At 53.6% G+C, this 18,060-nt stretch carries 12 protein-coding genes and 1 tRNA gene; 3 read left to right on the top strand and 10 right to left on the bottom strand.

Features of this window, described 5'->3' with window-relative positions; all coding sequences use genetic code 11:
• Positions 1-3: 3 nt before the first annotated feature.
• The 9 genes from nlpI to QZ766_RS17890 all read right to left on the bottom strand — a co-directional run bounded on the left by nlpI (position 4) and on the right by QZ766_RS17890 (position 10,333).
• On the bottom strand, positions 4-894 hold the full coding sequence (nlpI, locus tag QZ766_RS17930) for a lipoprotein NlpI (protein ID WP_297205437.1): 891 nt from the start codon (positions 892-894) through the stop codon (positions 4-6).
• A 107-nt stretch (positions 895-1,001) separates the two neighbouring features.
• Positions 1,002-3,137 carry a polyribonucleotide nucleotidyltransferase gene (pnp, locus tag QZ766_RS17925; protein WP_297205435.1) on the bottom strand — a complete coding sequence of 712 codons (2,136 nt, stop codon included), beginning with the start codon at positions 3,135-3,137 and terminating at the stop codon, positions 1,002-1,004.
• A gap of 247 nt (positions 3,138-3,384) precedes the next feature.
• Positions 3,385-3,654 (bottom strand): 30S ribosomal protein S15, encoded by a 270-nt coding sequence (gene rpsO, locus QZ766_RS17920; protein ID WP_024552689.1) that lies wholly within the window; start codon positions 3,652-3,654, stop codon positions 3,385-3,387.
• 149 nt (positions 3,655-3,803) lie between these two features.
• Positions 3,804-4,748: a tRNA pseudouridine(55) synthase TruB gene (gene truB, locus QZ766_RS17915; RefSeq protein ID WP_297205430.1), complete on the bottom strand. Its 945-nt coding sequence runs from the start codon at positions 4,746-4,748 to the stop codon at positions 3,804-3,806.
• Complete coding sequence (gene rbfA / locus QZ766_RS17910; RefSeq protein WP_297205427.1) at positions 4,748-5,149, bottom strand: 30S ribosome-binding factor RbfA; 402 nt, start codon at positions 5,147-5,149, stop codon at positions 4,748-4,750. The genes truB and rbfA overlap by 1 nt, the downstream gene beginning before the upstream one ends.
• Positions 5,150-5,362: 213 nt before the next feature.
• Positions 5,363-8,050 carry a translation initiation factor IF-2 gene (gene infB, locus QZ766_RS17905; RefSeq protein ID WP_297205425.1) on the bottom strand — a complete coding sequence of 896 codons (2,688 nt, stop codon included), beginning with the start codon at positions 8,048-8,050 and terminating at the stop codon, positions 5,363-5,365.
• Positions 8,051-8,074: 24 nt separating this feature from the next.
• Entirely contained in the window at positions 8,075-9,577 is a 1,503-nt protein-coding gene (nusA, locus tag QZ766_RS17900; RefSeq protein WP_297205422.1) for a transcription termination factor NusA, read from the bottom strand.
• A 27-nt stretch (positions 9,578-9,604) separates the two neighbouring features.
• Positions 9,605-10,057, bottom strand: coding sequence for a ribosome maturation factor RimP (gene rimP, locus QZ766_RS17895; RefSeq protein WP_297205420.1), 453 nt, complete (start codon positions 10,055-10,057; stop codon positions 9,605-9,607).
• A 199-nt stretch (positions 10,058-10,256) separates the two neighbouring features.
• A tRNA-Met gene (locus QZ766_RS17890) sits at positions 10,257-10,333 on the bottom strand.
• A 448-nt stretch (positions 10,334-10,781) separates the two neighbouring features.
• On the opposite strand from QZ766_RS17890, the gene argG reads away from it, so the two are divergent.
• The 3 genes from argG (at position 10,782) to QZ766_RS17875 (ending at position 14,023) form a co-directional block, all read left to right on the top strand.
• Positions 10,782-12,128: an argininosuccinate synthase gene (argG, locus tag QZ766_RS17885; protein WP_297205417.1), complete on the top strand. Its 1,347-nt coding sequence runs from the start codon at positions 10,782-10,784 to the stop codon at positions 12,126-12,128.
• A gap of 259 nt (positions 12,129-12,387) precedes the next feature.
• Positions 12,388-13,623 carry a mechanosensitive ion channel domain-containing protein gene (locus QZ766_RS17880; protein ID WP_297205414.1) on the top strand — a complete coding sequence of 412 codons (1,236 nt, stop codon included), beginning with the start codon at positions 12,388-12,390 and terminating at the stop codon, positions 13,621-13,623.
• A gap of 133 nt (positions 13,624-13,756) precedes the next feature.
• Entirely contained in the window at positions 13,757-14,023 is a 267-nt protein-coding gene (locus tag QZ766_RS17875; RefSeq protein WP_297205411.1) for a hypothetical protein, read from the top strand.
• Between the two features lie 72 nt (positions 14,024-14,095).
• Here QZ766_RS17875 and QZ766_RS17870 read toward each other — a convergent pair whose 3' ends face one another.
• Positions 14,096-17,782 carry an autotransporter outer membrane beta-barrel domain-containing protein gene (locus QZ766_RS17870; protein ID WP_297205409.1) on the bottom strand — a complete coding sequence of 1,229 codons (3,687 nt, stop codon included), beginning with the start codon at positions 17,780-17,782 and terminating at the stop codon, positions 14,096-14,098.
• Positions 17,783-18,060: the final 278 nt, after the last annotated feature.

The raw sequence follows: 18,060 nt of genomic DNA, 5'->3' as shown, positions 1-18,060 counted from the left end.
CAGCTATTGCTGGTCCGATTCTGCCAGGTCATCTTGCTCCTGGCCCAAGAGCGCTAATTCCAACAATGCATATCGGTGCTCAACAAAGTTATGAACGTTGTTAGCAACCGCCAGTTTGAACAGTGCCGTAGCGCTGTCCCTGTCCCCCAGACTTAGGTAGTACTTACCTAAATAGAAGTTGGTTTCACTGAGATGCTCAGCGAGCGAGGTGTTATCCGTTGCGTCTGCCTTCAGTCTGTCCATTAGCGCTTGTTCGCTAATGTTACCGAGGTAGAACTCGACAATGTTCCATCCCCATTGTTCTTTGTCCGATTTTTCATAGCGCTGCTTCAGTGCTACGACAGCCTGCTTCTCGTCGAGCTTCTGCTCAACAAGGTAAAGCCACAGACTACGGAAAGGATCGTTGGGATCGTCTTGATAAAACGCCAGCAGATCATCTTGCGCTAACTTAGCGCGACCACCGTAATAGAGCGCGATGCCGCGGTTTAAGTGAGCGTAATTGTAAGTTGGATCAAGCTCAAGTACAGAATCAAACGCTTCATAGGCAGCATCAAAATTGCCTGCCTGCGTTAAGTAAATGCCTAAGTAGTTGAATACTTCGGGCATATCCGGTCTTATGGACAGTGCTTGCGAGAAATCATTCCGCGCCAGTGCCCTCAGACCCAAACTATCATACAACACTCCGCGCTCATATAAAAGCTGCGCTCGTTCGTCATCGGTTAAAGCCCGACTGGCAAGTATTTGTTCCATGCGTGCCAGAATGACTTCCTGCTGGAGCGTCGGCTGCAGTGGCACAGCCAAAACTTCGCTTTTACGCCAGGTTGAGGTGTCGCTGCATCCTGCCGCCAGCGTGAGTGCTGTAGCAACGAAACACCAGCGCAAAAAAGGCTTCATTTCCCACTCCCGAAGACAACAATTGGATGAACGTCCTGTTCCCCAACAGCAAACAAGCGTCCAGCCCGGAATGCGCCCTCCGCGGCTGCGGAGGGCAAACGGCAACCTTACTCGCCCTGTTCCGCTGCCGGAGCTTCCGGCGCGGCCGCAGGCTGAGTCTGCTCGGTCGCTTCTTTGATGCTCAGACGTACGCGGCCCTGGCGGTCAACTTCCAGTACCTTAACCGGCACTTCCTGACCCATCTGCAGGTAGTCGGTCACTTTCTCTACGCGCTTGTCGGCGATCTGAGAAATGTGAACCAGACCTTCTTTACCGCCGCCGATTGCCACGAAGGCACCGAAATCAACGATGCGGGTGACTTTACCGTTGTAGATGCGGCCCACTTCGATTTCAGCGGTGATCTCTTCGATACGACGAATCGCGTGCTGCGCTTTGTCGCCATCGGTTGCTGCGATTTTCACGGTACCGTCATCTTCGATTTCGATGGTGGTGCCGGTCTCTTCGGTCAGCGCGCGGATCACGGAGCCGCCTTTACCGATAACGTCTTTGATCTTGTCCGGGCTGATCTTGATGGTGTGGATACGCGGTGCGAATTCAGAGATATCGCCGCGCGGCGCGTTAATCGCCTGCTCCATTACGCCCAGGATGTGAAGACGCGCGCCTTTCGCCTGATTCAGCGCAGCCTGCATGATCTCTTTGGTGATGCCTTCAATTTTGATATCCATCTGCAGCGCAGAGATACCGTCGCGAGAACCCGCAACTTTGAAGTCCATATCGCCGAGGTGATCTTCATCACCGAGGATGTCAGAAAGCACAACGTAGTTGTCACCTTCTTTCACCAGGCCCATCGCGATACCCGCAACCGCAGATTTCACCGGCACGCCGGCATCCATCAGCGCCAGAGAGGCACCGCAAACGGACGCCATGGAAGAGGAGCCGTTAGATTCAGTGATCTCAGAAACTACGCGCACGGTGTACGGGAATTCGTCGGTAGTCGGCATAACAGCCAGCACGCCGCGCTTCGCCAGGCGGCCGTGGCCGATTTCACGACGCTTCGGAGAACCCACCATGCCAGTTTCGCCTACGGAGTACGGAGGGAAGTTGTAGTGGAACAGGAAGCTGTCGGTGCGCTCGCCCATAAGTTCGTCGATGTTCTGCGCGTCGCGTGCGGTACCCAGGGTTGCGGTAACCAGCGCCTGTGTTTCACCGCGGGTGAACAGCGCGGAACCATGGGTGCGCGGCAGTACGCCAGTGCGCACGTCCAGGCCACGAATCATGTCTTTCTCACGGCCGTCAATGCGCGGCTCGCCGGCCAGCACGCGGCTGCGAACGACGTTCTTTTCGATGCCGTGCAGGATGTCGCCCAGCTCGCCTGCGTCCAGTGAATCATCTTCGGCAACCAGTGCGGCGATCACGTCAGATTTGATAGCATCAACCTGCGCGTAGCGCTCCTGCTTGTCGGTGATGCGGTAAGCATCGCTCAGGCGAGACTGTGCCAGCTGCTCAACGCGCGCGTGCAGCGCTTCGTCAACGGCTTCAGGCTGCCAGTCCCAGCGCGGTTTACCCGCTTCTTTCACCAGGTCATTGATAGTCTGGATAACGATCTGCTGCTGCTCGTGGCCAAAGACCACCGCGCCCAGCATCTGATCTTCGCTCAGCAGTTCGGCTTCAGATTCAACCATCAGAACGGCGGCTTCAGTACCGGCAACAACCAGATCCAGCTTGCTGGTTTTCAGCTCTTCCTGGGTCGGGTTCAGCACGTACTGGTCATTAATGTAACCTACACGCGCGGCACCAATTGGGCCGTTGAACGGAATGCCGGACAGCGACAGAGCTGCAGAGGCGCCAATCATGGCAACGATGTCCGGGTTAACCTGCGGGTTAACGGAAACAACGGTGGCAATAACCTGCACTTCGTTAACAAAGCCTTCCGGGAACAGCGGGCGAACCGGGCGGTCAATCAGACGCGCGGTCAGGGTTTCGCCTTCGTTCGGACGGCCTTCACGGCGGAAGAAGCCGCCCGGGATTTTACCGGCAGCGTAAGTACGCTCCTGGTAGTTAACGGTCAGCGGGAAAAAGTCCTGGCCCGGCTTGGCTTTTTTCTGGCCTACAACGGTAACGAATACGGCAGTGTCATCCATGCTTACCATAACGGCAGCAGAGGCCTGACGCGCCATCATGCCGGTTTCCAGCGTGACGGTGTGTTGACCATACTGGAACTTGCGAACGATCGGATTCAGCAAAATTTATCCTTACTCAATAAGTAACAGCAGCTTTCAGCAAGCTGCGGGTGGAACTTATCTTCATTGCATCCTCGCGACTAATGAGAGCTCCGGGCCACAAAGGTTGAAACTCTCATTAGCCGCGCGAAACGCTGCACTGAAGATTGTTAATTACAGCAACACAAACAATACATTACTTTCGGTTTAATTGCTGCCACTGCATTTAAAAAAGGGGCCGTAAGGCCCCTCTCTCAGAAACTCGCAAGACTTAGCGACGCAGACCCAGACGCTCGATCAGCGCAGTGTAGCGTGCAACATCTTTACGTTTCAGGTAGTCGAGCAGTTTACGACGCTGAGAAACCATGCGCAGCAGACCACGACGGCTGTGGTGATCTTTTTTGTGCTCTGCAAAGTGGCCCTGCAGGTGGTTGATCTGCGCAGTCAGCAGTGCAACCTGAACTTCGGTAGAACCGCTGTCGTTAGCACCACGACCAAACTCGGAAACGATTTTTGCTTTAGCTTCAACGCTTAGAGACATGTTGTACTCCAGATTAAAAGAAATAAAGGGTGCCGATCTCTAATTCAGCAGCCCCGAGGTTAACGTCCCGGTAATTGTTACACCAATGCCCGGACGTTAAGCGGCGATATTCTACTCGCAGCGGCCAGTTATCGCAAGACAGGCCAGCGCTACTGCGGATACTCTACCACCAGACGACGCGGCGCCACGCGGCCCTCGTCGTCAATTTCGCCCATGCCGATAAATTTTTCGTCTTCGCCTTCGGTCACCCGCACAAGACCCTCGACAGGTGCTCCGCTGGCGCGTACCGGGTTGCCGTTTTTAAAGTAGACGGACGAGGTCAGCGGCAGGTTTACCCGCGGAAAATCAGACGCCGGGCTGTCCATCGGCATCAGCAGCGGATCGAGATGCTGCGATGCGGGAATATCCTGCGCTTCGGCATCGGCCACCAGCGCCTGCAGCTGCTCCAGGGTCACCATACGCTCCACCGGATAGCGACTTACCGCCAGACGACGCAGCATGATAACGTGCGCGCCGCAGCCGAGTTTCTCGCCGAGATCGTCAATGATGGTGCGGATATAGGTGCCTTTTGAGCAGTGGATCTCCAGCTCAAGCTCGTCGCCTTCATGGCGCAGAAACAGCAGCTCGTAAACGGTAATCGGGCGCGGCTCCCGCGGGACTTCGATGCCCTGGCGCGCGTACTCGTACAGTTTTTTGCCCTGATACTTCAGCGCCGAGTACATAGAAGGCACCTGCAGCGTATCGCCGCGAAAGCTCTCCAGCGCGGCGTCCAGATCGGCAGCGCTGAAGCTCAACGGGCGCTCTTCAACAATCTGGCCATCGGCATCTGACGTGTCGGTACGCTGCCCGAGCTTTGCAATCACCCGATAGCGCTTGTCAGAATCAAGCAAATACTGGGAAAACTTGGTGGCTTCACCGAGGCAGACAGGCAGCATACCGGTCGCCAGCGGATCCAGCGCGCCGGTGTGCCCGGCGCGGTTAGCATTGTACAGACGCTTCACTTTTTGCAGCACATCGTTGCTGGAAGCACCCTGAGGTTTGTCCAGCAGCAGCACGCCGTGGATATCGCGACCGCGACGGCGGGGACGACTCATTAGTCCTCCTTCGCGTCGTCCGGATTCACGCGACGTTCATCGTCGTGCTTCACCACGCTGGTCACCAGGTTAGACATGCGCATGCCTTCAACCAGCGAGTTGTCATAAAAGAAGGTCAGCTCGGGAACGATGCGCAGGCGCATTGCTTTGCCGAGGAGCGAACGGATAAAACCGGAGGCTTCCTGCAGAGCTTTGATGCCTGCCTTCACGGATGCTTCATCTTCATCGTTCAGGAACGTTACGAACACTTTTGCATAAGCCAGATCCCGGGACATCTCAACGCCGGATACGGTGGTCATCAGCCCAAGACGCGGATCTTTAATTTCACGCTGCAGAATGGTCGCAATTTCTTTCTGCATTTCCTGCGCTACGCGCTGCGGGCGACCAAATTCTTTCGCCATAATTTATTCTCCAGACTAAAAAGGGGCTATCAGCCCCTTTTTTAAATTACTGCCGGGTGACGCTTTGCTTACCCGGCCTACAATTTTTATCCATTCAGTATTTCGAGTCACGGCAAGGCGGCAAATCTGCAATCCCCCCGGGAGCATAGATAACTATGTTACCGGGGTGGACAAACGCAGCCAGCGCGGCTGTGGTACGAAAGACGACGTGGATTAGTCGATGCTGCGCTGGATTTCGATGATCTCGAACACTTCGATCATATCGCCAACGCGAACGTCGTTGTAGTTCTTAACGCCGATACCACACTCCATGCCGTTACGGACTTCGTTAACGTCATCTTTGAAGCGGCGCAGGGATTCCAGCTCGCCTTCATAGATAACCACGTTGTCGCGCAGGACGCGGATCGGATTGTGGCGCTTGATAAGGCCTTCGGTAACCATACAGCCCGCGATGGCGCCAAATTTCGGCGATTTAAACACATCACGCACTTCAGCCAGACCAATGATCTGCTGTTTCAGTTCCGGAGACAGCATGCCACTCATCGCCGCTTTCACTTCGTCAATCAGATTATAGATGACGGAGTAGTAGCGCAGGTCCAGGCTTTCCGCTTCAATCACTTTACGTGCGGAAGCATCGGCGCGGACGTTAAAGCCGACCAGGATAGCGTTGGATGCCGCAGCCAGAGTAGCGTCGGTTTCGGTGATACCACCAACGCCAGAACCGATGATCTTCACTTTCACTTCGTCAGTAGACAGCTTCAGCAGAGAATCGGAGATAGCTTCGACAGAACCCTGCACGTCTGCTTTCAGAACCACGTTCACTTCGTGAACTTCGCCTTCGGTCATGTTGGCAAACATGTTTTCCAGCTTGGACTTCTGCTGACGCGCCAGTTTGACTTCGCGGAACTTGCCCTGACGATACAGCGCAACTTCACGCGCTTTTTTCTCGTCGCGAACAACGGTCACTTCATCACCGGCTGCCGGTACGCCTGACAGGCCGAGGATCTCGACCGGAATCGACGGACCCGCTTCCATAACTTCTTTGCCCAGCTCGTCGCGCATCGCACGAACGCGGCCGTATTCGAAGCCGCACAGGACGATATCGCCCTTGTTCAGCGTACCTTCGCGTACCAGAACAGTCGCAACCGGGCCGCGGCCCTTGTCGAGGAAGGATTCGATAACGGCGCCGCTTGCCATACCTTTACGGACGGCTTTCAGCTCCAGCACTTCAGCCTGCAGCAGAATCGCATTCAGCAGCTCGTCGATACCGGTACCGGCTTTTGCAGATACAGGAATGAACTGCGCTTCGCCGCCCCACTCTTCCGGCATAACGCCGTACTGGGAGAGTTCGTTCTTAACGCGGTCAAGATCGGCTTCCGGCTTGTCGATTTTGTTCACGGCAACTACCAGAGGCACCTGCGCCGCTTTCGCGTGCTGGATAGCTTCAATGGTCTGCGGCATCACGCCGTCGTCCGCAGCAACAACCAGTACCACGATATCCGTAGCCTGGGCACCGCGAGCACGCATAGAGGTAAACGCGGCGTGGCCCGGGGTGTCGAGGAAGGTAATCATCCCGTTGTCGGTTTCTACGTGGTAGGCGCCGATGTGCTGGGTAATACCGCCCGCTTCGCCGGAGGCGACTTTGGTGGAGCGGATATAGTCGAGCAGCGAGGTTTTACCGTGGTCAACGTGACCCATGATAGTGACCACCGGCGCGCGCGGTTCAGCCGCTGCACCTGTGTCACGATCGCTCATTACCGCTTCTTCCAGCTCGTTCTCACGACGCAGTGTAACTTTGTGGCCCATTTCTTCTGCCACCAGCTGCGCGGTTTCCTGATCGATAACCTGGTTAATGGTGGCCATCGCGCCCAGCTTCATCATCGCTTTGATGACCTGAGAGCCTTTTACCGCCATCTTGTTAGCGAGTTCGCCAACGGTGATGGTTTCGCCGATGATAACGTCGCGGTTAACGGCCTGCGCCGGCTTCTGGAAGCCCTGCTGCAGTGCTGAACCTTTACGGTGCTTGCCGCCTTTACCACCGCGAATGGCCGCGCGGGCTTCTTCACGATCGGCTTTGGATTCAGCGTGCTTGTTGCCTTTTTTCGCCGGACGTGCCGCTTTCGCGGTGCGGCTGCGTGTGCGGCCAGCTTCGCTTTCGCGATCGTTCTCGTCTTCGGCCTGGCGCGCGTGCTGGGACGTGGTCACGTGATAATCCGTGGCGTCTTCCGTCGGCTCTGGCGTTTCGGTCCAGTTCTTTTCATTCGCTTCGGCCATGCGGCGAGCTTCTTCCGCAACGCGGCGGGCTTCTTCTTCAAGCTTGCGGCGCGCTTCTTCTTCCGCTTTGCGCTTCAGCTCGGCGGCTTCAGCTTCACGGCGGGCTTTCTCAGCCTGGGCGGTTTTTGTCATATTGTCTGTCTGTTGATTCACTGTATCTTTTTCCGCAGCGTCGCGTTTCGCTTTCTCAGCAGATTCACGTTTCGCTTTTTCAGCGGCCTCACGTTCAGCTTTTGCCTGTGCCTCGCGTTTGGCTGCTTCTTCAGCCTCGCGGCGGGCCTGTTCTTCCGCTTCGCGCTTCGCCTCTTCTTCCGCGGCCAGACGTTCGGCTTCCTGCGGATCGCGTTTTACAAAGGTGCGCGTTTTGCGGACTTCGATCTGTACCGATTTACTCTTGCCACCGGTACCTGGAACACTCAGCGTGCTGCGCGTTTTGCGCTGCAGCGTCAGCTTACCCGGCGCGGAGCTATGCTCACGATTCAGGTGCGCTAAAAGAGTTTGCTTCTCTTGCGGGCTTACAGCGTCATCAGCCTTCTTCGGAATGCCTGCGTCAGCGAATTGCTGTACCAGGCGGTCTACGGAGGTCTGAATCTCTGCGGCCAGCGTTTTTACGGTTACATCTGTCATGCTGTTCCTTCCTGCTACAGTTTATTACGCTTCGTCGCCAAACCAGCAAATGTTGCGGGCGGCCATGATGAGCTCACCTGCTTTTTCGTCGGTTAACCCTTCGATGTCAGACAGGTCATCAATGCCTTGTTCAGCGAGATCTTCCAGCGTACAAACACCGCGGGCAGCCAGCTGAAGAGCCAGAGGGCGATCCATGCCTTCAAGATTGAGCAGATCGTCAGCCGGTTTATTATCACCGAGGCTCTCTTCCTGGGCCAGCGCCAGCGTAGTCAATGCGTTTTTCGCGCGTTCGCGAAGTGCTTCAACGGTGGATTCATCCAGACCGTCGATTTCCAGCAGCTCTTTGATTGGCACGTAGGCCAGCTCTTCGAGGCTGGAGAAACCTTCTTCAACCAGTACCGTGGCGAAATCTTCATCAATATCGAGATATTTAGTGAAGGTGTCGATCGCCGCGTGGGCTTCAGCCTGGTGCTTCGCCTGCAGGTCATCAACGGTCATGACGTTGAGTTCCCAGCCGCTCAGCTGCGAGGCGAGGCGTACGTTCTGGCCGTTACGGCCAATCGCCTGCGCCAGGTTACCGGCTTCTACCGCGATATCCATGGTGTGTTTATCTTCATCAACCACGATAGAGGCTACGTCAGCCGGCGCCATCGCGTTGATCACAAACTGCGCCGGGTTGTCATCCCACAGCACGATGTCGATACGCTCGCCGCCCAGCTCGGTGGAAACCGCCTGCACGCGCGCGCCGCGCATGCCGACGCAGGCGCCGACCGGATCGATACGCTTGTCGTTGGTTTTCACCGCGATCTTAGCGCGGGAGCCCGGATCGCGAGCTGCGGCTTTGATCTCGATAACTTCTTCGCCAATCTCCGGCACTTCAATACGGAAAAGCTCAACCAGCATTTCCGGCTTGGAGCGGGTAACGAACAGCTGAGCGCCGCGCGCTTCCGGACGGACGGAGTAAAGTACGCCGCGGATGCGGTCACCCGGGCGGAAGTTTTCACGCGGCAGCATGTCTTCGCGCAGGATGACGGCTTCAGCGCTCCCGGCCAGCCCTTCTGATTTCAGTTCCAGAGAGATGTTGTCGCGGTTAACTTTTTTGACCACGCCGGTGACAATCTCACCTTCCTGATCGCGGAACTGATCGACAACCATCGCACGCTCGGCTTCGCGCACTTTCTGCACGATAACCTGTTTCGCGGTCTGGGTGGTAATGCGGTCAAAGGTAACAGACTCAATCTGATCTTCAACGAAGTCGCCCACGTTCATGCTTTCATCTTCAAAGCGGGCGGCTTCCAGCGTGATTTCGCGCGTCGGCAGAGTCACTTCTTCAACCACTAACCAGCGGCGGAAGGTATCAAAGTCGCCGCTGCGGCGATCGATCTCAACGCGGACATCGATCTCTTGTTCGTATTTTTTCTTGGTTGCCGTCGCCAAAGCGCTCTCAAGCGCTTCGAAAATTTTCTCGCGCGGCAGCGCCTTTTCGTTGGAAACGGCTTCTACAACAGCCAAAATTTCTTTGTTCATCGTGGCCTTTCACCTCAATCCAGACTGTTAAAAGTGGGGAACCAGGTTCGCCTTCTGGATGTTACTCAGCGCGAACACTTCATCTTTGCCGTCAACGGTGACTGTAATCATTTCACCGTCTACCGCTTTGATAATGCCCTGCCATTTGCGGCGGTTCTGTACCGCCATCCGCAGGACCAGTGAGACCTCTTCGCCAATAAAACGCGTGTAGTGTTCGGCGACAAACAGAGGACGTTCGAGTCCCGGTGAGGAAACTTCCAGGTTGTATGCAACAGTAATGGGGTCTTCGACATCCATGACGGCACTGACCTGGTGGCTTACATCAGCACAATCATCAACATTGATGCCGTTTTCACTATCAATATAGATGCGCAGCGTGGATGTGCGGCTGCGAATAAATTCGATGCCGACCAGCTCGAAGCCCAGGGCCTCAACTGGCGCTGTCAGCATCTCTGTTAATTTCTGTTCTAATGTGGACAAGCCCACCCCCAGGACATAAAAAAAGGGCATAAAGCCCAGTTATTCTTTAGTCAGATAACAAAAAACCCCGATAAATCGGGGCTTTATATAACTGAACCCTACAACCGCAACTGCGGTCTGGAATACTTTCCGCGAGAATTTTTTCAAATTCAGCAACAAATAGTGCGAAATATATTTGAAAAAGAACACTAAGGGAAAGTGGTTGCGGGGGCCGGATTTGAACCGACGACCTTCGGGTTATGAGCCCGACGAGCTACCAGGCTGCTCCACCCCGCGCCTGAAACGTGTCGTATTTTACCCATTTTGAGCAAAAAACGCAAATACTGCTGGGATTTGGTACCGAGACGGGACGTAAAATCGGCGTACAGTATAAGTAGATAGCCGGATGAATGTCAAGTTGCTAACTAATCAAGCATTAGCTGCTAACGTTCTTCCCCTTGCGCCTCTTTAGATCGGGCATTTACGTGCTAGCGAGGCTGGCTTTTTATCTTATCCTGCAGCCTGCAGAGCATTAATCGATAAACTGAAATGTGCGGTTATGGCACGGCGGTCCACACGGATGAGCCTGCCGGAACACCTGACAGGATTTTTTCAGCGAAATTCCATCAGGCACTTCCGGTAGCGGTGAAAAGATGATTAAATGAAAACTCACTTATTTTGCATAAAAATGCAATTACGGTAACACAACGACTTCCACCACAGTCAGGCAAGCAGGGCTCTATTTATGACGACGATACTCAAACATCTTCCGGTTGGTCAACGTATTGGCATCGCATTTTCCGGCGGTCTGGACACCAGCGCCGCGCTGCTGTGGATGCGAAAAAAAGGCGCCGTGCCTTACGCTTATACCGCGAATCTGGGCCAGCCGGATGAGGATGATTACGACGCGATCCCGCGTCGGGCAATGGAATATGGCGCAGAAAATGCTCGTCTGATCGATTGCCGCAAGCAGCTGGTAGCCGAAGGCATTGCCGCCATTCAATGTGGGGCTTTTCATAATACGACCGGCGGCCTGACCTACTTTAACACCACGCCACTGGGTCGCGCCGTGACCGGCACCATGCTGGTCGCCGCAATGAAAGAAGATGGCGTAAACATCTGGGGCGACGGCAGTACCTATAAAGGCAACGATATAGAGCGCTTCTATCGTTACGGCCTGCTGACCAACGCCGAACTGAAAATTTATAAGCCGTGGCTGGACACTGACTTCATCGACGAGCTCGGCGGCCGTCAGGAGATGTCTGAGTTCATGATTGCGTGCGGCTTCGATTACAAAATGTCCGTCGAGAAGGCCTACTCCACCGACTCCAACATGCTGGGCGCCACCCACGAAGCAAAAGATCTGGAGTTCCTGAACTCCAGCGTCAAGATCGTTAATCCGATCATGGGCGTGAAGTTCTGGGATGAGAGCGTGAAGATCCCGGCGGAAGAAGTGACCGTTCGCTTCGAACAGGGCCGCCCGGTTGCGCTTAATGGCCAATCCTTTAGCGACGATGTTGAGCTGATGATGGAGGCTAACCGCATCGGCGGTCGTCACGGCCTGGGCATGAGCGATCAGATTGAAAACCGGATTATCGAAGCCAAGAGCCGCGGTATTTATGAGGCTCCGGGGATGGCGCTGCTGCATATCGCCTACGAGCGCCTGCTGACCGGCATTCACAACGAAGACACGATTGAGCAGTATCACGCCCATGGCCGCCAGCTGGGCCGCCTGCTGTATCAGGGCCGCTGGTTCGATTCTCAGGCACTGATGCTGCGCGACGGCCTGCAGCGCTGGGTTGCCAGCCAGATCACCGGCGAAGTGACGCTGGAGCTGCGCCGCGGTAACGACTATTCGATTCTGAATACCGTTTCAGACAATCTGACTTACAAGGCAGAGCGCCTGACGATGGAAAAAGGCGAGTCAGTCTTCTCTCCTGACGATCGTATCGGCCAGCTAACCATGCGTAATCTGGATATTACCGATACCCGCGAAAAGCTGTTCGGCTACGCGCGTACCGGCCTGCTTTCCAGTACGGCGGTTGACGGTATTCCCCAGGTAGAAAACCTGGAAAACCACGATAAAGCCTAAGCTCTGCCGCTGCCGGCGATAACTTTTCGCCGGCGGCATTTCTCTTTGTCTGATTCTTGCTTCTTCTTGCTGTAAATCCCATCTTTTGTAAAAACGTTATACCCGTCATACTTCAAGCTGAATCTGCATCAGCTGCATTTGTTCATCAGCAAGCTCTGGGAGATTCATTCCTGCAGCATTAATGTAACCCGAGTTATTCAGGCTACATACTCAGAATAACCATGATGCCCCATTTCGCCGAAGGCTAAGGACGCTGTTAATGCACAATCTTGTTGAGGCCTGGAGCTGGCTGCAGGGCAATGAAATTGCTTTCTCCACCGTCGTCGTGATCTTTTTGCTTTTCGCCGGCTTTATGTCGTCAATGATCTGCAAGTTCTTTCTGCTGGGTATTGTTCGGCGCTTTATTCTGCACACTAAAAAATCCGATCCTCATAATAAGGATATGCGCATTGCGCGTGGGCTGGCGAACCTGGTTCCGGTGGTCACGGTGTATGTACTGTCGCAGATTATTGTCGGGCTGCCCGCTGGCCTGATGGAGGCGATAAGGACCATTTGCGGCGTGCTGTTTATTATCAACATCACCATGATGATTATTGAGATGCTGGATGTGGTCAATGTCATCTACATCAAAAAGCATGGTGAAAAACAGCACTCAATAAAGGGTTTTATTCAGATAGCCAAAATAGTCATCTCTTCTGTTGCCACTATTCTGGTTATTGCCACACTCTCTAACCGCTCCCCGGTGATTATTTTTTCCAGTATGGGTGCCGCGGCGGCCGTGCTGATGCTGGTGTTTCAGCACACGCTTATCTCACTGGTGGCCAACATTCAGGTCTCCTCATCGAACGTTATTAAGCAGGGCGACTGGATTGAAATGCCGCAGAACAACATCAGCGGCGAAGTCACGGATATTGCTCTGCACACAATCACGGTGCGCAACTGGGACAACACCATGTCCTGGGTGCCGACCAAGAATTTTATTACCGAATCCTATACCAACTGGCAACCGATGTTTGAATCCGGCGGCCGGCGTATCAAGCGCAGCTTTTTTATCGACCAGAGCAGTATTGTTTTCGCCACCATGGAGCAGCTCGCGGCGCTGGAGAAAATGTCCGCAGAAAAATACGCCATGCTTGAAACGTGGCTCAAGACGCGAGTTAAAGAGATTAATGCCCAGCAGCTCGGTGAGAACGGCGTCACTAACCTTGAGCTGTTTCGTAAACACGTCCTGAACTATTTACGCCGCCGCACGGATATCCGCAATGATATGTACCTGGTGGTCAGGCAGCTTAGCCCGACATCGGAAGGGTTACCGATCGAGATTTACTGTTTCACCTCCAACGTTTTCTGGACGGAATATGAGGATACCCAGTCGGAAATTTTTGAATATGTGCTGGCTATTGCGCGCTATTTCTCTCTGGAGATTTACCAGCAGCCTTCAGGTATCGATATGAAAAATATGATTGTCCGGAACAATAAGAGCCGTGTCTCGTGACGCTATGCTTAAGGATTTTTAATAGAGATTATTCCTGGTTGCAGTGACTTCCGATTATTCTTAGGGAGATTGTGACATTTTTCACTATGATTAATCCCTCAGACGTTATTTTAACTGCAAAAGGAAAATTAGCATGAGCGATACTGAAGTTATCAAGACTAAAGCTGACTACCTGAGTGATGTCACTACACAGTTAAAAGAGATGCGTCACTATGCGCAGACCAATACCGAAACGCTGTCTACGCACTGGCTGGCGTTCGATCAGGGTGAATACAAGGATGAAGAGTACGCCGCACGTATTGATACGCTGCTAAACAAACAGGGACAGCTGCTGGATGATATCGACCAGACCATTCAGGATCTGGAGATTGCCATCAATAATGCGGCACAGGGGAACTAATCGAGTCGATGTTTCTCTGCTGCAGGATGAATATAGCGCGGGCCCTAACGGCCCGCGCTGTTTATTTCTAAGTCAGAACAGATATTTAAAACCTACCGCTGCCTGCGTATCGCTGTATTTCTCATCACCAATCTGCTGAGCTACGCTTCCCCATAAATTAATGCTGCTGGAGAGCTGTCCCTCAACGCCAGTCTTGATTTCAGCAATATTGCGCGTACCTTCCATCCTTGCGGTGACGCCATCCATCGTGACACCGAATTTCTTCGTGTTATGGATCCAGCTGGTGGCAATAAATGGCTGGAAAGTTCTGCCTTTGCCTTCGTCCAGAGCGCTATGCCCCTGCATATAGGCTTTAACGCCCAGCCGGGTTTGAATATTATTCTGGCCCTTGCCGCTTACCCGCGTGCCGTTGTCTTCCGTATGTTTTTTGTCTTTAACACCCATCCAAATCATTTGAGCCTGGGGCTGAACCCACCAGGAGTTGATCATATCCGCTGCGGTACGGGTTTCTCCCAACAGGAAGCTGTATCCGCTCTCCAGCGACGCGGTGAAGCCACGAGACTTGTATTTTTCAGCCGGCAGGGCATCGCCATTGACTTTGTTTTTAAACCAGCTGTACTGCAGCCAGCTGTCCACGTACAGCCCTGACTTATCGGCTTCATTGGCATACCAGGTTCCGTACAGCCCTGTTGAATAACCGTCAATTTGCCCGCGTGAACGATAGCCGGTCACCGTCGAGTGCGTATGGCTCTTCTGGTTGGCATAGCCGGCCATCAGCCCAAGGTGATAACGATCGCGCCCGCTGGTCGTCCACTGAACTAAGTCACCGCCGAGCTGCATTACGTAACGATTAGCCTGGGTTTTATTTTGCCCGTCGGCCATTTTGCTTCTCTGATGCCCGCCTTCGTTGCGCAGCCACAGACTGGTCACTTTCTGTTCGCCAGTTAGCACGTCAGTATACTGCGTCTCTCCGAGCCGATCGTGAAGCGAGAGATTAAACATCGTATTTGCCGCCATCAGGTTAGCCGCATAGCTTCCGGTTTCAGGGCGGTAGATATGTTTTGCCGGGCCTGCACTTCCGCTGCCGCCGGCGCCAGGCTGCGCGGGTTTAGCCGGATCGGCAGGTTTTTCAGGTGCTGCTGGCGTGACTGGCTCAGCTGGCTTCTCAGGATTTGTCGGCGTGGCTGATTCAGGCGGCGCATCAGGATTAACCGGCGACACAGGATCCGCCGGCTTTTCGGAATCTGCTGGCGGTACAGTGGCGGGAGGATTAACCGGATCTTGTGGCTTAATGGGATCGACAGGAACAACCGGATCGACAGGTTTTTCAGGTTCAACGTAGTTGCTGGTTAAGTACCAGTTATTATTTTTCTTTTGCAGATCGTAATCATAGGCGCCAGCAGCAATACGGCCGGACTTGGTAAAGACGCCATCTGATGCACCACCAACGGAGATGAGCGCAATCCCTTCAATAGTTTGCGCCCCCTTGCCGCCCAGATTATTCACGCGAACGCTGGTTGAGCCCGCAGAATCGCCGGTAATAACCAGCCTGTCGGAAGCAGAATCATCCCCTGCCAGCGCCGAATTGAATGCAATCGTCCCGCCGTTGCCGGTGTAGTTACCTACCGTCAGTGTTTTAGAGTGCCCGTCAGCGGGGGGCGAGAATACGATAGTGCCGCTATTATTCACTGACTGAGATACGCTGGAATCCCCGGTGATATTCCACGTGCCGGCATTAGCGAGCGCCAGCGAGGTCCCGTTATTGATGGCGCCGGTATAGCGGGTGTTATCCAGAGAGAGGGCAACCGTATTATTGCCCTCGGCAATGACATCGCCGGTAAGGGTGGAGTCTTTCGCGCTAAAATTGACGTTGCCGATATTGCCGGTAGCGTCGTTTATGGCTCGAATCAGCACGCCGCTCCCTGCATGCTGATCTGTTACGCCATCAAGGCTGATATCCAGCAGGGCGCCTTCGGCATTGAGGGTATCGCCTGACGCCGAGTTGAGGGAGCCGCCGGTGATATGGATTGTATTGGCATCGGCAGAGCCATTGCGGAATACCAATAGCGCATGACCACCCTTACCCTGCGTCTGAATCGTTGTCTGTGCCGCCTTCAATGTACTGCCCCCCGACACGGCAACCCCATAGGCAGTATCGCCTGATGCTTTAATACTACTGTTGGTCAAATTCAGGCTGCTTTTCTCGCTGGCAATGGCGCCAGTAGCAAACTCGCCGTTCGTCTCTATGTTTGTATTCTCTGCCGTCAGGGAAGAGCCTGCATTTGTCACTCCCAGACCAAATCCTTCCCTGCCGGTGGTATTTATTTTCACGTCGCCAAGGGCAACGCGCCCGCCGTCAAAGACGGCGGCAGCATAGGCCTGTTCTCCGGCAGTTGTGATATTACTATCCTGCAGAGTGAGTTCGGCATTACTGGCGGTGACACCGCGCGCCATGAGTCCAGCGGTTTCAATGCTGACTTGGCGGGCGGTTATGGTAGATCCCGAATCTTGTGTCGCGATGCCATAGCCTTCCTTTCCGTGAGTTTTAATGTTCCCACCGCTGACATTAGCCTTAGCACCCTCGATTGCCGCTATGCCATAGGCATTGTCGCCGGCAGTTTCAATATTTACATCCCTGGTTTGAGCTGAGGAATCTTTATATCTGATAGCAACGCCAACGCCTCCTGCCCCCGTGGTATTTATCTTCCCACCCTGAAGAGCCACCTGCGCGGCATTCTGGGATAACACACCGTAGGCATTTGCGCCGGAGGTCGTGATATTGATATTTCCCGCACTAAGACGAGAATTTACGCTATCGGCGGCTAATCCGTGACTCTCAATCCCTCCGGTAGTGATAGAACCACCTTGTGCATCAACTTGGCTGTCTTTTGTCACGTTGATACCAAGAGCGCCGTCCCCCGAGGTTTCAATTGTAACGTTGCGGGCCTGAACAGCAGTATTTGCATTCTGAGTAGCAATACCGTGCCCTTTTTTCCCGGTGGTTTTAATAGCACCACCGGTAACAGAAACGCTCCCCTCGCTTTCGGCTAAGACTCCGTAGGCATCATTTCCATGAGTAATGATATTAACGTCTGTACTGGAGAGGGCAGAACCAGAGTCGCTGACTTCTATGCCGCGGCTTCTGACGCCCTGAGTCTGTATAGTGCCGCCGTGGATGGTCATAGTTCCGTTATCTACAACCTTTGCGCCCGCTGCATCATCGCCCTGGGTTTCAATAAGAACATCATTCGCTTCTATTAGTGCATCAATCCCGGAGGATAAAATACCCGCACTATAGACACCCGCAGTTTTTACGCTGCCGCCATAAAGTGTTATTGATGAGTTGTCCGTAGCAAGCGCACCAAAGGCTGTTTCTCCACTGGTTTCAATATTGACATTATTAAGTACAGAGAAAGGCATCGTCGTAAAACCAAAGCTTTCAATACCATTAACACTTCGACCCTCAGTTTTAATATAACTGTCAGTGAGCTCAACATAGGCCCCATCTCGGACCCAAACACCATTTTCTCGTTCAGTGGAGGGAGTTATAATATTGATATTGTTACCAATAAGGCGGCTGCCATCTTTTATTGCGAACAGTTTATCATAGGTGGCATTCTCCAGATTAACGATCTGTCCATCACGTACCTCAATCTCTTCTGCATGGGACAGAGGGATGCCTGCTGAAATGTAGGCAGTACTCACAAGCAACGTATGTTTAATGATGCCGGCAATGGCTTTCATTTTATGTTTGCGCATTTATATATCCTTATATCTCTTACTTTTAATAGAGTTTAAATCCCGGATAATCCTCCGGGCAGGTTTCGGTTCGGGTAGGGAATACATAACCAGGCTGAGAGCTCTGCTCAGATTATTTGTGAAATTTGCTGTTATACCTGTCATACCTGAGGCTGCCGGTGAGCTGGCCCAACTCCGGTTGCTTACTTCAGTAAGCTTGAGGGGGATTCACTCGCTACCGGCAGGCAACTCGAATTATTCAGGATATAGTCATTACATTCACGTGATGTATTGCAGCA

The sequence above is a fragment of the uncultured Pluralibacter sp. genome (assembly GCF_913775985.1).
Lineage (GTDB): Bacteria > Pseudomonadota > Gammaproteobacteria > Enterobacterales > Enterobacteriaceae > Pluralibacter.
The sequence above is the reverse complement of the archived record's forward strand: the minus strand, read 5'-3'. Positions and strand labels throughout refer to the sequence as shown.

Coding starts and splice junctions, on each gene's coding strand:
- nlpI (WP_297205437.1), bottom strand. CDS start 894: ATGAAGCCTTTTTTGCGCTGGTGTTTCGTTGCTACAGCACTCACGCTG.
- rpsO (WP_024552689.1), bottom strand. CDS start 3,654: ATGTCTCTAAGCGTTGAAGCTAAAGCAAAAATCGTTTCCGAGTTTGGT.
- truB (WP_297205430.1), bottom strand. CDS start 4,748: ATGAGTCGTCCCCGCCGTCGCGGTCGCGATATCCACGGCGTGCTGCTG.
- rbfA (WP_297205427.1), bottom strand. CDS start 5,149: ATGGCGAAAGAATTTGGTCGCCCGCAGCGCGTAGCGCAGGAAATGCAG.
- infB (WP_297205425.1), bottom strand. CDS start 8,050: ATGACAGATGTAACCGTAAAAACGCTGGCCGCAGAGATTCAGACCTCC.
- nusA (WP_297205422.1), bottom strand. CDS start 9,577: ATGAACAAAGAAATTTTGGCTGTTGTAGAAGCCGTTTCCAACGAAAAG.
- argG (WP_297205417.1), top strand. CDS start 10,782: ATGACGACGATACTCAAACATCTTCCGGTTGGTCAACGTATTGGCATC.
- QZ766_RS17880 (WP_297205414.1), top strand. CDS start 12,388: ATGCACAATCTTGTTGAGGCCTGGAGCTGGCTGCAGGGCAATGAAATT.
- QZ766_RS17875 (WP_297205411.1), top strand. CDS start 13,757: ATGAGCGATACTGAAGTTATCAAGACTAAAGCTGACTACCTGAGTGAT.
- QZ766_RS17870 (WP_297205409.1), bottom strand. CDS start 17,782: ATGCGCAAACATAAAATGAAAGCCATTGCCGGCATCATTAAACATACG.